General features: G+C 73.2%; 13 protein-coding genes. 7 read left to right on the plus strand and 6 right to left on the minus strand.

Translation table 11 applies throughout. The annotated features are described in order from the left end of the window. Positions 1–5 precede the first annotated feature (5 nt). Positions 6–1,709, plus strand: a complete 1,704-nt coding sequence (locus ACZ66Z_RS16495) for a class I adenylate-forming enzyme family protein (RefSeq protein WP_469934664.1) — start codon at positions 6–8, stop codon at positions 1,707–1,709. Here the strand turns inward: ACZ66Z_RS16495 and ACZ66Z_RS16500 are convergent. Next, positions 1,696–2,967 carry a M6 family metalloprotease domain-containing protein gene (locus ACZ66Z_RS16500; protein WP_469934665.1) on the minus strand — a complete coding sequence of 424 codons (1,272 nt, stop codon included), beginning with the start codon at positions 2,965–2,967 and terminating at the stop codon, positions 1,696–1,698. The genes ACZ66Z_RS16495 and ACZ66Z_RS16500 overlap by 14 nt on opposite strands. Before the next feature lie 327 nt (positions 2,968–3,294). On the opposite strand from ACZ66Z_RS16500, the gene ACZ66Z_RS16505 reads away from it, so the two are divergent. Together ACZ66Z_RS16505 and ACZ66Z_RS16510 are read left to right on the plus strand one after the other, a co-directional pair. Next, positions 3,295–3,957 carry a TetR/AcrR family transcriptional regulator gene (locus ACZ66Z_RS16505; RefSeq protein WP_469934666.1) on the plus strand — a complete coding sequence of 221 codons (663 nt, stop codon included), beginning with the start codon at positions 3,295–3,297 and terminating at the stop codon, positions 3,955–3,957. An 84-nt stretch (positions 3,958–4,041) separates the two neighbouring features. After that, the gene (locus tag ACZ66Z_RS16510) at positions 4,042–5,583 is read left to right on the plus strand and encodes an MFS transporter (RefSeq protein ID WP_469934667.1); all 1,542 of its coding nucleotides are present in this window, start codon (positions 4,042–4,044) and stop codon (positions 5,581–5,583) included. 161 nt (positions 5,584–5,744) lie between these two features. Here ACZ66Z_RS16510 and ACZ66Z_RS16515 read toward each other — a convergent pair whose 3' ends face one another. After that, on the minus strand, positions 5,745–6,251 hold the full coding sequence (locus ACZ66Z_RS16515) for a MarR family winged helix-turn-helix transcriptional regulator (RefSeq protein ID WP_469934668.1): 507 nt from the start codon (positions 6,249–6,251) through the stop codon (positions 5,745–5,747). A gap of 82 nt (positions 6,252–6,333) precedes the next feature. Here ACZ66Z_RS16515 and ACZ66Z_RS16520 point away from each other — a divergent pair, with 82 nt between their 5' ends. Continuing rightward, a complete protein-coding gene (locus tag ACZ66Z_RS16520; RefSeq protein WP_469934669.1) occupies positions 6,334–7,122 on the plus strand; it encodes a dioxygenase family protein in 789 nt (262 codons plus the stop codon). Positions 7,123–7,126: 4 nt separating this feature from the next. On the opposite strand, the gene ACZ66Z_RS16525 is transcribed toward ACZ66Z_RS16520, so the two are convergent. Further along, the gene (locus tag ACZ66Z_RS16525; RefSeq protein ID WP_469934670.1) at positions 7,127–8,134 is read right to left on the minus strand and encodes a questin oxidase family protein; all 1,008 of its coding nucleotides are present in this window, start codon (positions 8,132–8,134) and stop codon (positions 7,127–7,129) included. 471 nt (positions 8,135–8,605) lie between these two features. On the opposite strand from ACZ66Z_RS16525, the gene ACZ66Z_RS16530 reads away from it, so the two are divergent. Continuing rightward, entirely contained in the window at positions 8,606–9,607 is a 1,002-nt protein-coding gene (locus ACZ66Z_RS16530) for a sigma-70 family RNA polymerase sigma factor (RefSeq protein ID WP_469934671.1), read from the plus strand. Positions 9,608–9,880: 273 nt separating this feature from the next. Here the strand turns inward: ACZ66Z_RS16530 and ACZ66Z_RS16535 are convergent, their stop codons facing one another. Next, the gene (locus tag ACZ66Z_RS16535) at positions 9,881–10,840 is read right to left on the minus strand and encodes a helix-turn-helix transcriptional regulator (RefSeq protein ID WP_469934672.1); all 960 of its coding nucleotides are present in this window, start codon (positions 10,838–10,840) and stop codon (positions 9,881–9,883) included. A gap of 62 nt (positions 10,841–10,902) precedes the next feature. Here ACZ66Z_RS16535 and ACZ66Z_RS16540 point away from each other — a divergent pair, with 62 nt between their 5' ends. Both ACZ66Z_RS16540 and ACZ66Z_RS16545 read left to right on the plus strand, forming a co-directional pair. Continuing rightward, positions 10,903–12,435 (plus strand): MFS transporter, encoded by a 1,533-nt coding sequence (locus ACZ66Z_RS16540; protein ID WP_469934673.1) that lies wholly within the window; start codon positions 10,903–10,905, stop codon positions 12,433–12,435. 153 nt (positions 12,436–12,588) lie between these two features. Next, positions 12,589–12,879: a hypothetical protein gene (locus ACZ66Z_RS16545; RefSeq protein ID WP_469934674.1), complete on the plus strand. Its 291-nt coding sequence runs from the start codon at positions 12,589–12,591 to the stop codon at positions 12,877–12,879. Between the two features lie 43 nt (positions 12,880–12,922). On the opposite strand, the gene ACZ66Z_RS16550 is transcribed toward ACZ66Z_RS16545, so the two are convergent. Together ACZ66Z_RS16550 and ACZ66Z_RS16555 are read right to left on the minus strand one after the other, a co-directional pair. Further along, positions 12,923–13,765 carry a DUF6227 family protein gene (locus tag ACZ66Z_RS16550; protein WP_469934675.1) on the minus strand — a complete coding sequence of 281 codons (843 nt, stop codon included), beginning with the start codon at positions 13,763–13,765 and terminating at the stop codon, positions 12,923–12,925. A 71-nt stretch (positions 13,766–13,836) separates the two neighbouring features. Beyond that, the gene (locus tag ACZ66Z_RS16555) at positions 13,837–14,913 is read right to left on the minus strand and encodes a P1 family peptidase (protein WP_469934676.1); all 1,077 of its coding nucleotides are present in this window, start codon (positions 14,911–14,913) and stop codon (positions 13,837–13,839) included. Between the last annotated feature and the right edge of the window lie 9 nt (positions 14,914–14,922).

Raw genomic sequence — 14,922 nt, forward strand, 5'->3', positions numbered from 1 at the left:
GAAGGATGACGACCGGCCGCCGGCTCAGCCGGCGGCCGGTCGTGTTCCCCGGTTCCGGACAGGAGGTCCTCGTGGTGACGGACGGTGGGATCGAGCGGCTCTGCGGGCCCGGGGCGCCCTTCGCCGTCGAGGACGGGGCGTACGTCGGGGGGCCGCGGACGCTGCGGGAGTTCGTCGAGGTGACCTGGGGCTACGGGGACCGGACGTTCCTCGTGGCCGAGGGCGTGCGGATGAGCTACCGGGAGTTCTTCGACGCCGCCTGCGGGCTCGCGCGCCGGCTCGTCGGGGAGTACGGGCTGCGGCCGGGGGACCGGGCCGTCGTGGCCATGCGGAACCTGCCCGAGTGGCAGATCGCCTTCTGGGCCGCGCAGCTCGCCGGGCTCGTCGCCGTACCGCTCAACGCCTGGTGGACCGAGGACGAGTTCGCGTACGCGCTCGACGACTGCTCGCCCGGCGTGCTGCTCGTCGACGGGGAGCGGGTCGGACGGGTGCGGGAGTGGGCCGTCCGGCGCGGCGTGCCCGGGATCGTCTTCCGGGGGGAGCCCGAGGAGGGGGAGGGGTTCACCGCGTACGTCGCCGACGACGATCCCCTGCTCGGTCCGCCGTCCGTCGACGTCCTGCCCGAGCACGACGCCACCATCGTCTACACCTCCGGCACCACCGGGCGGCCCAAGGGGGCCGTCGCCACGCACCGCGCGCAGACCGGGGCCGCCATGAACCCGCGGTACTTCGCCGCCGCCGCGGCCCTCGCGCGCGGCGAGGTGCCGGGGACGGGGCCGGCGATGGTGTCCCTGACCACGTTCCCGTTCTTCCACGTCGCCGCGTTCACGTCGTTCTACGCCGTCATGGCGGCCGGCGGGACCCTGGTGATGATGCGGAAGTGGGACGCGGGCCGAGCCCTCGGGCTGATCCGGGACGAGGGCGTCACCCATTTCGCCGGGGTGCCCACCACCGCGCTCCAGCTGCTCGAACTCGCCCGGAGCACCGGGGACCCGCTGACGAGCCTCGTGCTCCTCAGCACCGGGGGCGCCGCCGCCCCGCCCGGGATCGTCGCGGGGCTCACCGAGGGGTACGGGGAGCGGATCGAGCCCCGGAACGGGTACGGGCTGACCGAGACCTGCGGCGGGGTCCTGGCGAACGTGGGCGCCGAGTACCGGGCCCACCCCGGGAGCGTCGGCCGGCCCTCGCCCGTCACCGAGGTGCGCGTCGAGCGGCCCGACGCCGAGGGCGTGGGGGAGCTGTGGCTGCGCGGGCAGTGCCTGGTCCGCGGCTACTGGGGGGACGGGGCCGCCACCCGCGCCGCCTTCACCGAGGACGGCTGGTTCCGGACCGGCGACCTCGCCCGCGTCGACGCGGACGGACGGGTCGACGTCGTCGACCGGCTCACCGACATGGTGGTCCGCGGCGGCGAGAACGTGTACTGCGTCGAGGTCGAGGGCGTGCTGCACGAGCACCCGGACGTCGTCGACGCCGCCGTGCTCGGGGTGCCGCACCCGCTGCTCGGGGAGGAGGTCGTGGCCGTCGTGCGGCTGCGGGCCGGCGCGGACGCGGGCGCCGGGGCGACCGAGGCGCTGCGGGCGCACGTGGGGAGGCGCCTCGCCGCCTTCAAGGTGCCCGCCCGGGTTTTCGTACGGGCGGGGGAGCTGCCGCGGAACCCGACCGGGAAGATCCTCAAGCGGGAGCTCAGGGACCTGGTCACCGCCGGGTGATGCGGACCCGGTACGTGCCCGTCCCGTCCTCGTCGAGGACGGTGATCCGGATGCCGTTGGCGTGGTCCGTGAAGCTCTCGCCGGGGGTGTACGGGGCGTCCGACAGCTCCGCGTGGACGTTGGCCCGGCGGGTGCAGCCGCCGCTGGCCCGGTCGCTGTCGGCCACGGTCACCGGGCCGCGGCCGGTGTCCACGTCGGACTCCACCCGGTAGACGAGGACCCCCTGCTCGCAGACGGCCTCGTCGTTGCCGTCCTTGTCGCGGACCTCGACGGCGTACCCGGAGGTGCCGGAGAGCGGGACGAAGGCGAGCTTGGGGCCCCCGGGGACCGCGAGCGGGGTGAGGCTGTAGTCCGCGGTTCCGGGCTTCGAGGCGCAGCTGACCTGGTCGTTGTCGAGCCAGCCCAGCTTCCACTTGTGCCAGCCGAGGAGGTCGTTGTTGGCGCCCCAGTCCTCGGACATGATGTCCCAGTGCCCGACGCTGCCGCCGCCGTCCGCGGTGTAGAGGTCGGGCAGGCCGAAGACGTGGCCGTTCTCGTGGGGCAGGACGCGGTAGCCGGTGTCGGCGAAGCTGCCGGAGCCGTCGTCCTGGCGGCTGTAGACGAAGGACGTGTTGGCGAGCGGCACGCCGTCGGCGTAGGGGGCGTCGTCGTTGCCGGAGAAGGTCACGGACAGGACGGTGTCGAGGGCGGAGGGCCCGGCGTTCGGCGTGACGAGGACGTTGACCAGGTCGTAGGCGCTGAAGTCCACCCGCATGTCGGCGGCCTTCACGATGTCCTCGACGAGGGAGCGGTAGCCCGGTTCGTACGGCGAGCCGCGCTCGATGCCGTACGAGGAGAACGCCCGGGGCATGCGCAGCCAGTCGGGTATCGGCGCCTCGGCCTGGTAGTGCAGGCGCCCGTACGAGCTGGTGCGGAACCAGTCGGCGGTCTGCGGGAAGAACTCCCGGAAGCGGCCCATCGCCGTTCCGTCCCCGGGGGCGTCCGGGAAGTCGACCATCAGGTTGAGGGCCCTGACGCGGCCCGTGGAGCGCACGTATCCGGGGGCGGTGGGCAGCCCCTCCGACATCTGCACGCCCATCGTGGTGACGATGCGGCACGGTCCCAGCTGGGCGCCGGTCGGCGCGGCCGCCACGGGGCCCGCCGAGGCGGGGGCGGGCCCGGGGAGGGTGGTGCTCGCCGAGGCGAGCAGGGCGAGGGAGAGCACCGTGGTCGCCGCCAGGGCGACGGGTCTGCGTATCCGTCGGCGGGGGTGCTGCATGCGTCGCCTCTCCGGTGGGGGCAGGTCGGCGCCGCGACCCCTTCCGCGGGTGCGCGCCGTGCGATTCAGCCTGGGGCGCGGGGTCCGGGCGCGCGCGCCGGGTGGCCCGATCGTGGGTATTCCACGGAGCGGGACGCTTGTGAGGCAGGTCACACGGGGGTCGGGAAATAACCGGGGACCTGGTCCCCGTTTACACCCGTGTCGAGGCAAGTGGGGACTCCTTCCCCGGATCGGTTCCGGAGGTGCTCCGGGCGAGCCCCGATGAATCCCCGAATCCCTGAATTCTTCGATCCCTGAACCCCTGGACGACTGTGAGGAGGTCGTGGCGTGACCAGCACCCCCGGCACCGCGCCCGCCCGCCGCGTACCCCGCCCGCGGGCCGACGCCCTGCGCAACCGCGAGCGGATCGTGACGGCGGCCCGCGAGATGTTCGTCGAGTTCGGCCGCCAGGTGCCGTACGACGAGGTCGCGCGCCGGGCCGGCGTCGGGAACGCCACGCTCTACCGGAACTTCCCCGAGCGCGCCGACCTCGTCCACGAGGTCGTCCTCTCGCTCATGGGCCGCGTCATCGAGGTCGCCGAGCGGGCCGCCGAGGAGGAGGACGACACCTTCGCCGCCCTCCGCCGCTTCGTCCACGGCGCCGCCGACGAGCGCGTCGGGGCCCTGTGCCCGATGCTCGAGGACGACTTCGACAAGGACCACCCCGACCTGATCGCCGGGCGCGACCGCCTGGGAGGGGTCGTCCAGGGCCTCATCGAGCGGGCGCAGCGGGCCGGCCGGATGCGCGCCGACGTGGGTCTCGGAGACCTGATGGTGGCGCTCTCCCAGCTGACCCGCCCGCTGCCCGGTACGGGCTGCGGCTCCTTCGACCAGTTCGTCCACCGCCACCTGCAGATCTTCCTCGACGGCCTGGAGCTGCCCGCCCGCTCCGAGCTGCCCGGAAAGGCCGCGACCCTGGAGGACCTGAGACGCGACTCCTGTTCGTCGTGACCTGACCCGACCCCCCGGTCTCGAGCAACCCGCACTTCCTTACGTCCTTTTCTCACCAGTACGCGCCAAGAGGTGGCTACCCCCATGCCGAAAATCCCCGAGACGACCGCGGTCCAGGCCGACCCCGGCCGCTGGAAAGCCCTGATCTTCATCGCCCTCGCCCAGCTGATGGTCGTGCTCGACGCGACGATCGTGAACATCGCCCTGCCCTCCGCCCAGCAGGACCTGGGGATCTCGGACGGCAACCGGCAGTGGGTCATCACCGCCTACGCCCTCGCCTTCGGCGGTCTGCTCCTCTTCGGCGGCCGCATCGCCGACCTGTGGGGCCGCAAGCGGACCTTCGTCACCGGCCTGATCGGCTTCGCCGCCGCCTCCGCCCTCGGCGGTGCCGCGACCGGCGAGGCGATGATGCTCGGTGCCCGCGCGCTCCAGGGCGCCTTCGGCGCGCTCCTCGCGCCCGCCGCGCTCTCGCTGCTCGCCGTGACCTTCACCGACGCCAAGGAGCGCGCGAAGGCCTTCGGCATCTACGGCGCGATCGCCGGTGGCGGCGGCGCCGTGGGCCTGATCCTCGGCGGCTTCCTCACCGAGTACCTGAACTGGCGCTGGACCTTCTTCGTCAACATCCCGTTCGCCGTGGTCGCCGCCGTCGGCGCGTACCTCGTCGTCCGTGAGCCCGCGGGCGGCCGCAACCGCTCGCCGCTCGACGTCCCCGGCGTGATCCTCTCCACCCTCGGCCTGGTCTCGCTCGTCTACGGCTTCACCCGCGCCGAGTCCGCCGGCTGGAGCGACGCCGGCACGATCGGCCTCTTCGTCGGCTCCGCCGTGCTGCTCCTCGCCTTCGCGCTCACCGAGTCGCGGGTGAAGTCCCCGCTGCTGCCGCTGCGCGTCGTGACCAACCGCAACCGCGGCGGCGTCTACCTGTCGCTGGGCCTCGCCGTCATCGCGATGTTCGGCCTGTTCCTCTTCCTGACGTACTACCTCCAGGTCGTGAAGGGGTACTCGCCGGTCAAGACGGGCTTCGCGTTCCTGCCGATGATCGCGGGCATGATCACGGGCTCGACCCAGATAGGCACGCGCCTGATGACCCGCGTCCCGCCGCGGTTCCTGATGGCACCGGGCTTCCTGACCGCCGGCGTCGGCATGCTGCTCCTCACCCAGCTGGAGATCGGCACCTCGTACGCCGGGCTGATCCTGCCCGCGCAGCTGCTCCTCGGCCTGGGCATGGGCACGGCGTTCATGCCGGCCATGTCGCTCGCGACGATCGGCGTGGACCCGCGGGACGCCGGTGTGGCCTCCGCGATGGTCAACACCTCGCAGCAGGTCGGCGGCGCCATCGGTACGGCCCTGCTGAACACGATCGCCGCCTCGGCGACCACCGCCTACCTGACCGACCACGCCGCCGGCGCGACCTCCCCGGCCGCGCGGAAGCTGCTCCAGCTCCAGAGCATGGTCGAGGGGTACGCCGCGGCCATCTGGTGGGCGGTCGGCATCCTGGTCCTCTCGGCCACGATCGCCTTCGTGCTCATCAACACCGGGAAGCCGGGGACCGGCCCGGTCGCCGGGTCCGGCGAGGGCGCGGGCGCGGACGTGGACGACGAGGTGAAGGTGCCGGTCATCGCGCACTGATGGTCTGCGCGCACTGACGGTCATCGCGCACTGACGGTCTGCGCGCACTGACGGTCGGACGGCATCCGGCCTTCGCGTACGGGTCCGCCCCGGCTCCGCTGCTCAGCGGAGCCGGGGCGGACCCGTCTTCCTGCCCGTTCCGCCCGGCCCGTTCCGCCCGGTCAGCGGAGCCAGGGCAGGTCCGCGTCCGCGTCCGTCGGTTCGAGGCCCTCGGCCATGACGCGCATGATCACGCCGAGCTGCTCCACCTGCTCGGGGGAGAGCCGGTCGAACATGGCCTGTCGGACGGCCGTCACATGGCCGGGCGCGTTCCGCCGGAGGACCTCCGTGCCCTCGTCCGTCAACTGGGCGAACTGCCCGCGCTTGTCGGAGGGGCAGTCCTCGCGCCGCACCCAGCCGTTCTTCTCCAGGCGGGCGATCGCGTGGGAGAGGCGGGAGCGGGTGATCTTGACGCTCCGGGCCAGTTCGGTCATCCGGAGTCGGTGGCGCGGGGCCTGGGAGAGCTGGACGAGGAGTCCGTAGTAGAGGTGCGGCATTCCGGCGTCGCGCTGCAACTGGCGGTCGAGGTGGTCCTCAAGGAGCGTGGTGGCGTGCAGGTACGCGCGCCAGACGCGCTGCTCCTCGTCGGTCAGCCAGCGGGGTTCGGTCATGTCTCCCATGGTTCCCATCGTACGACTCATTCTTGAAAGTTGAACTATGTAGGTTTACGCTGCATCCGAAGAGCTTGAAGTTTCAAGAACGGAGGCCGTCATGGACACCACGTCGGAACGGATGCCCGCCCTCTACCTGTCCCACGGCGCCCCGCCGCTCGCCGACGACCCCGTCTGGCCCGGCGAGCTCGCCGCCTGGTCCGCCGAACTGCCGCGCCCCAAGGCGATCCTCATGGTCTCCGCCCACTGGGAGGAGGCCCCGCTCGCGCTCGGCGCCACCGAGACCGTCCCCCTCGTCCACGACTTCTGGGGCTTCCCCGAGCACTACTACCGGGTCCGGTACGACGCCCCCGGCGCCCCGCGGCTCGCCGAGGCCGTCCGCAAGCTGCTCCGCGCGCCCGGCACGCCCGTGCAGGACATCCCCGACCGGGGCCTCGACCACGGCGCGTACGTGCCGCTCGTCGAGATGTTCCCCGGCGCCGACGTCCCCGTCCTCCAGATCTCCATGCCCACCCTCGACCCGCGCCGGCTCATGGACATCGGGCGCAGGCTCGCCCCGCTGCGCGACGAGGGCGTCCTGATCGTCGGCAGCGGCTTCTTCACCCACAACCTCGCCGCCCTCCGGCACACCGGCCTCGGCATCCCCGGCTGGTCCGCCGAGTTCGACGCCTGGGGCAGCGAGGCGCTCGCCGCGCACGACGTCGACTCCCTCCTGGACTTCGCGCACAAGTCGCCCGCCGGCCGCCTGGCCCACCCCCGCACCGAACATTTCGCGCCGCTCTTCGTCACCATGGGCGCGGCGGACGCGGCCGGCGACCTCGACGCGGAGCGCTCGGTGATCGACGGCTTCTGGATGGGGCTCGCCAAGCGGTCCGTCCAGTTCGGCTGATCCGCTACAGGACGGGCGGGTTCAGGTCGATCGAGCGGACGGCGGCGGCCAGCGCGAGCGGGTCGCCGACGTCGAGCGCCGTGTCCGTGAACTTGATCGTGTGGTCGTCCCCGTGGGCCGCCGCCCGCTCGAAGACCTCCTCGGCGGTGAGGCCCGTCCTCGCACACGGGGCGGCCTCGCGCGGCGTGTAGGCCGCCGTCACCGCGGCCGATGCCGCCCAGGCCGCCGCCACGCTCGGCGCCCACAGCTCGCGGGGCAGCGCGGGCAGGGCCCGCAGGACCGCGTTCGGCGCGGTCGCCGCGTGCACCAGCATGATCGGCTCGCCGTGGCCGTGGGACGCGTACCGGTGCGTGGCCGCCGTCACCAGCTCGACGAGCAGCTCCTCCGCCGTGTCGGGATCCTGCGCCCCGCCCCACACCGGGAACGCCGTCAGCTGCGCGAGCCGGGCCCGGATGCCGCCGTCCTGCTCCGGAACCGGCGGTACGGCGTCGAGCGCGGCCGCCGCGGAAGGCGCCCGGTCCAGCGGGGCGAGCGGCGGGAGCGGCTGGTGGCGGGCCGCCCAGTAGCCGAGGGCGTGCGCCAGCTCGGCGCGGCGCGGCGCCGTCTCCTCCGCGTCCAGGAGGGTCCGTACGGCGTGACCGGTGCGGATCACCGGATGCGTCGCCCCGCCCGTGATGCCGGGCAGCAGCCGGGGCCACCACTCGGCGAGGACCGACCGCCACGGCCGGTCCGCCAGCTCGCGGGCGAAGAACCGGGTCCAGTCGGTGATCCGGGCCGGGTCGCCGAGGGCCTCCCGCCAGTTGCCCGCCGTGACCGGGAGGTGCGCCGGCGGCAGCTCCTCCAGCTTGGGCGCGTAGTGGTCGAGCCAGCGGTGGACGACCGGGGCCTGGCCGTGGCGGACCAGGGCTTCGACGGCCATGGGGGCGTGGTTGGTGAGCCAGCCGTCGCGCTCGGGTCCCGTGGTGTGGAGCCGTCCGAGGGCCTCGTCGAGGATGCCGGTGGTGTCGGTCATGGGGCGACGCTAGGCCGGGGGAGCGGATCGGGGGAACGGGCTGGGGACCTAGGACCCGTCCTAGGTCCGGACGTCACGTTTTCGTCGTCGGACGACAGGCCCCAGGTCCGGACGTCACGTTTTCGCCGTCGCGGGGCAGACGGGGACGTGACGACAGGTTCCGGGTCCGGAGGGAGGCAACCGTGGATCACGCCACCGCGTCTGAAGGGACGGCGCCGCATGTGATCGCGGTCTCACCGACGGCGTGGTCGTGGACCCGCGAGGGGCGCCGTCTCACCCTCCGTGCCCGGTCTGACCTGCACCTCCGCGGGTGTCTGCGGCATGCCCGAGCGGGGGGCGACGGCGCAGGATACTGCATGATCGCGAAAATCCATGCGCCGGGTGGGAATTCTGTCCTGATTCCAGTCGTTGTTTCCGTCGGATGCAGGGCACCCGGAAGGGTGTCGCGACCTACTCAGCAAGGGAGCACGCATGGCAACCCGTGCCGTCGCCCGTCGTCAGACCTCCGCCCAGAGCGGGGCCGCACGGGCAAGCAGCGTTCGCGCCGTGGGCGGGGAGATCGCCGACCGCGACCTGGTCGGCATGTACCTCGACGAGATCGCGCGCACGCCCCTGCTCGACGCCGCCAAGGAGGTCGAGCTCTCCCAGACGATCGAGGCGGGCGTCTACGCCCAGGAGATCCTCGACGGAGAGGTGGAGAGCGAGGCCGGCGGGGCGACCCGCGAGGAGCTCGAAGCGCTGGTCGCCGAGGGCGAGCGGGCCAAGGACCTCTTCATCAAGTCCAACCTGCGGCTCGTGGTGGCCGTCGCCCGGCGCTACCCGCGCAGCGGGCTGCCGCTGCTCGACCTGATCCAGGAGGGGAACGCGGGCCTGGTGCGCGCGGTCGAGAAGTTCGACTACGCGAAGGGCTTCAAGTTCTCCACGTACGCCACGTGGTGGATCCGCCAGGCCATCACCCGGTCCATCGCCGACCAGTCCCGGACCATCCGGCTCCCCGTCCACCTGGTGGAGGAGCTCGGCCGGATCCGGCGGGTGCAGCGCGAGTTCAACCGGGAGAACGGCCGGGAGCCCGAGCCCGCCGAGATCGCCACCGAGCTCGGCTCGACTCCCGAGCGCGTCACCGACGTCCTGGACTGGGCGCGGGACCCGGTCTCGCTGAACATGTCGGTGGACGACGAGGGCGAGACCCAGTTCGGCGACCTGCTCGAGGACACCTCGGCGGTCTCCCCGGAGCAGTCGGTGCTCACGCTGCTGCGCAGCGAGGAGCTCGACGACCTCATCGACAAGCTCGACCACCGGACGGCGTCGATCATCCGCATGCGGTACGGCATCGAGGACGGCCGTGAGCGGACGCTGACGGAGGTCGGCAAGGAGCACGGGCTGACCCGCGAGCGGATCCGCCAGATCGAGAAGCACGCGCTGCTGGAGCTGAAGAAGATGGCGCGGGACACGGGCTTCGACGCGGTGGCCTAGAGCGGCCGGCCCCCGGGCCCACGGTGCGGCCCGCGCCTGCCGGTGCGGGTTCGGGCGCGGGAGCCTCGGGTGCCGGCAAGGGCGCCGTTCCGTTGTGCCCACCCTCCCCCAAGCTCTCGGCTTCGCTCGAGCAGGGGGGACCCCCTTCGCCCCGGCGGAACAGTTGCCCACAACGGGGGGTGGGTGGGCGCAGCCCGCAGCGGGGCGGGCGCCGCCCCGGCGGAACGATTGCCCACGACGGGGCCCCGGTGCGGCGCGGCTGCGACGGCAGGGCTACGCGCCCGACGCCGTAGCGAGTCTGTTCGACAGGTCCCGCATGTACGTGAGCAGGGGCTCCGGTCCGTGGACCGTGAAGTCGACGTCCATCAGCGCGAGCCGCAGCGCCAGCCATTCCACCGAGTCGGCGACGCGGGCCCGCAGCCGACAGCGGTCCGGCCCCATCGCCACCGGCACGAGGTGGGACGGGAGGCGCGCCACGACGAACTCGGCCGGCGCCGCGAACGAGACGTCGAGGTCGACCTCGCCCTGGGCCCGCGCCATCGAGCGGGCCATGTACGTGGCGGCGTCGCCCGAGGGCAGCTCGCGCGGGGTGAAGCGCGCGCCCGTCGCGAGCGGTTCGCTCACCCGGTCGACCCGGAAGGTCCGCCAGTCCTCGCGCCCCAGGTCGTACGCGACGAGGTACCAGCGCCACCCCGTCGACACCAGCCGGTACGGCTCCACGAGCCGTTTCGTCTCCGCGCCGTCCCCCGCCCGGTAGCCGAACCGCAGCCGCTCGTGCCCCGTGACCGCGCCCGCGAGCGTGGTCAGGGTGGCGGTGGTGACGGTGGCGCCGTCCCCGCGGGTCAGCGGGATCGTCGCGTTTTGGAGGACGGAGACCCGGTGCCGGAGCCGCGAGGGCAGCACCTGCTCCAGCTTCGCCAGGGCCCGTACGGACGCCTCGTCGACGCCCTCGATGGCGTGCCCGGCCCCGGCGCGCAGGCCGACGGCGATGGCGACGGCCTCCTCGTCGTCGAGGAGCAGCGGCGGCATGGCCGTACCGGCGACCAGGCGGTAGCCGCCGACGGCGCCCATCGTCGCCTCGACCGGATAGCCGAGGTCGCGGAGCCGGTCGATGTCCCGGCGGATGGTGCGCGGGGAGACCGAGAGCCGGTCGGCGAGCTCGCTTCCGGGCCACTCGCGCGGGGTCTGGAGGAGCGAGAGCAGATTCAGGAGTCGTGCCGGGGTGTCCGTCATGTCCTCCAGGATGCGGCCCATCTAGGACGCCATCTGACCTACATGACTTCTATCTTCTTCACATGAGTTCACACGACGCCGCCACCGAGGCGGCCGCGGCAGGCGACAAGCGGCGCTGGATCGCCCTCGCCATCGTCATGACCGCCGCCTTCATGGACCTGGTCGACGCCACGATCGTCAACATCGCGATCCCCAGCATCGAGAAGGACCTCGGGGCCTCGTTCGGGGCCATCCAGTGGATCACCGCCGGGTACGCGCTCGCGTTCGCCGCCGGTCTGATCACCGGCGGGCGGCTCGGGGACATCTACGGCCGCAGGCGCCTCTTCCTCCTCGGCACCGCCGGCTTCACCCTCGCCTCGGCGCTCTGCGGCTTCGCGGCCAACCAGGAGATGCTGGTCGGCTCGCGCCTGCTCCAGGGTGCGGCGGCGGCGATGATGGTGCCGCAGGTCCTGTCGATCATCCACGTCACCTTCCCGGCGCACGAGCGCGGCAAGGTCTTCGGGATGTTCGGCGCGATCATCGGCCTCGGCGCGGTCTCGGGCCCGCTGCTGGGCGCGCTGCTCACCCAGTGGAACATCGCGGGCCTGGAGTGGCGCCCGATCTTCCTGATCAACCTGCCGGTCGGCGTCGCGGCCCTGTTCCTGGGCCGGAAGTTCATCACCGAGTCGAAGGCGCCGAAGGCGCTCAGGCTCGACATGGTCGGCGTGCTGCTGGTGACGGCCGCGCTGCTGATGCTGGTCTACCCGCTGACGCGCGGCCGTGAGCTGGACTGGCCGCTGTGGGGCCACCTCATGATGGCCGGCAGCCTGCTCGTCTTCGGCGCGCTCGTGGCGTACGAGAAGTACAAGACGAAGAAGGACGGTTCGCCGCTCGTCGAGCTGTCGCTGTTCAAGGTGAAGAGCTTCGCGGCCGGCATCGCGGTGCAGCTGACCTTCGGCGTCGTGCTCGGCATCTTCTTCCTGGTCTGGACGCTCTACATGCAGATCGGACTCGGCTGGAGCCCGCTGAAGGCGGGCCTGACCGGGGTGCCGTTCTCGATCTCGGTCTCGGTGGCCGCCGGCATGTCCGTGCAGAAGCTGGTGCCGCGCTTCGGCCGGAAGGTGCTCCAGGCGGGCGCGCTCACGATGATCGCCGGTGTCCTGCTCTACTTCTTCGTGGCCGGGCGGTACGGGACCGGGATCGACCCCTGGCAGATGGTTCCGCCGCTGGTGGTCATGGGGCTCGGCATGGGCCTGATCGTGGCGCCGCTGACGGACGCGGTGCTGTCCGAGGTGCCGAAGGAGCACGCCGGTTCGGCCTCGGGCCTGATCAACACGACCGGACAGATGGGCAACGCGCTGGGCCTCGGCCTGGTCTCGGTGGTCTTCTTCGGGGTGATCGACGACGAGCGGCTCGCCGAGGCCCCGGCCGAGGTGGGAGCGGTCTTCACGAACGCCTTCCAGAACTCGCTGGGCTGGGCGGCCGGCGTGCTCGCCGTGATCTTCCTGGTGATGTTCGCGCTGCCCGCGAAGCCGAAGCAGCACCTGGAGGGCGGCGGCGACGAGGCCGAGGAGGTCGTCCCGGAGATCGGGAAGGAGCCGGTGCTCACGCACTGAGGCGCGGGTCGAGGACTTCGAGGGGCGGTGCGCGGCGAGCGCACCGCCCCTCGGGCGTCGTCAGCGGTTCTTCGGCTCCGCCGGGACGCGGGGCGCGGCGTCCTTCTACGACGCCTCGAAGCCTGTTGCGAGCCGGTGGCGCGGCTGCGGAGGATGCGGCGCCACCACGCCGCCCACGCCGACGTGTCCGCCGTCCTGGACCGCGAGCCGCCCGACGACGTGCTGTTCACCCAGCCGTGGGTGTACCGGTGGGGGCTCCTCTTCGAGTGCTCGATCACCGCGTACGGGGTCGGCGACCACGCCGCCTCGCCGGCCGCCTGCGACCGGCTCCTCGCGCTCCCGGACCTGCCGGAGGCCTACCGCGAACAGACCCGCGCCAACCGGACGTTCACCGTCCGGCAGCTGGCCGGGGCGGCCCCCGCCGTCCCCGCCCCCGTCCCCTGAACGGGGGGGCGCGGGGCCCCGGCCCCGCGCCCGTGCGGCCCCGTCAGCGCACGCGGGACCGGGACTCCATCGCCCCGCGGGCCGCGTGCTCGTCCTCGTACACCTCGCACATGTGCCGGCCGTCCGGCGTCGCCGTGTGCTCGACCTCCCAGAGGCTGACCTCGCTGCCGTCGAGCAGCAGGAACTGGTGCTCGTAGAGGGTGAAGCCGGCGTCCCGGCCGCCCTCCACCGCGCAGTGGCGGCCGAAGGCCTGCGTGATGTGGTGCGCGAAGGCCAGCCGGAGACGGCGGGCCGTCCGCTCGCCCGGCCGGTCCGCGTTCTCCGCGCGGCGCAGGACGCGGCGCGCGTGGTCGGCGGAGTTGTCCGGCACGTACGTCCGGGGCTGGGCGGGTATCGGGCGGGTCAGCAGGGCGCTCAGCAGCTCCAGGTCGTCGTCCTCGCCGAGGACGCGGCCGTCGGAGCGCTCCGCCGTCCAGCCCTGCAGCGGTCCGGACGGGAGACGGGAGGCGGCGAGCCGCGCCTCCGACTCCTCCGTGTACAGCTCGTGCTGCTCGGTGCCGTCCCGGCCGGCGTTGTGCACGAGCTCCCAGAGGCTGAGCGCGCTGCCGTCGGCGAGCAGATAGGTGTGGCGGTGGGTCGTGCGGTGCAGCGACGCGCTGTGGTGCGAGGAGTGCAGCGCGCTGGAGTGGGCGAGCGCCGTGCCGAGGCGCTCGACGGTCGAGTCGGGCAGGTCGAAGGAGTTGAGCGCCCGGCCGAGGAGCCGCTCAAGGTGCGTCTCGGTCGTCTCGTACGGATCGTGAGGATCCTGCGGATCGTTCAAGAGGGTCTCCAGGCCGTCGCCGCATGTCACTTGGTGCTTGCTTAACGTAGTCCCTGGGTCTGACATCTGGTCCGGGGTTCGGGAAAACGAAGGGTCCGCTCGGGAAGTTCCCGCCCCTTTTTTCAACTCCCTTGAACTTACCGGGAGTACGCTCCCGCCTCCGGTCCGTACAGCTCGCCGTACGAGGGGAAGTCGCCGCCCGGACCGCGCAGACCGCCCGGAGCCGCGAGGACCGCGCGGACGATCGCCCGGGTCACCAGGTCCGCCCCCGCCGCCAGGATCTCGTTCAGGGCGAGCGGGCCCGGCTCCTCCGGCAGCTCCCGCGCCCCGGTGGCGAGCGCGAAGACCGTGTCCCCGTCGTTCATCAGGTGCACCGGCCGCACCGCGCGCGCGATGCCGTCGTGCGCCGTTCCCGCGACCTTCCGCGCCTGGGCCCGGGTCAGCGCCGCGTCCGTCGCGACCACGGCGAGCGTGGTGTTCAGCGGGGGAGGGGCGGACGCCTTCCGCGCCTCCGCCAGCCGCCGCAGGGCCGCCTCGTGGACCGCCGGGTCCGGGAAGGCGGGACGGCCGGCCTCGAAGTAGCCGCCGTACGGGACGCCCGTGGAGGGGTCGACGGCCGAACCCACCGCGTTCACCACGACCAGGGCGCCGACCGTGATCCCCGACTCCAGGACGGTGCTCGCCGTCCCCACCCCGCCCCGCAGACCGCCGACCACGGCCCCGGTGCCCGCGCCGACCGCGCCCGTCTCCACGCGCGCGTGGTCCCCGCTCGCGCCGGCCGCCTCCGCCGCCGCCCGGCCCGTCGCCGCGCCCGGACGGGCCGTGAAGTCGCCGCCCCGGCCCAGGTCGAAGACGCACGCGGCGGGCACCACCGGCACCACGTGGGACGGGTCGGGGCCCACCCGCACGCCCCGGTTCCGCTCCGCCAGCCAGGCCATCACCCCGGCGGCCGCGTCCAGGCCGTACGCGCTGCCGCCCGTCAGGACGACCGCGTCGATCCGCTGGACCACGTTCCGCGGGTCCAGGGCGTCCGTCTCCCGCGTGCCGGGCCCGCCGCCCCGGACGTCCACGGCGGCCACGGCCCCGCCCTCCGGGGCCAGGACCACCGTGGTGCCGCTCAGCGCCCCCGGGCCGGCCACGCGCGCGTGCCCCACGCGCAGCCCGCCCACAGCGGTGATCCCGTCCTGCCCGTCCGTCTCCTCGGGGAGTGTCATGTCCCCTGC

The organism is Streptomyces sp. NPDC107498 (genome assembly GCF_055582805.1).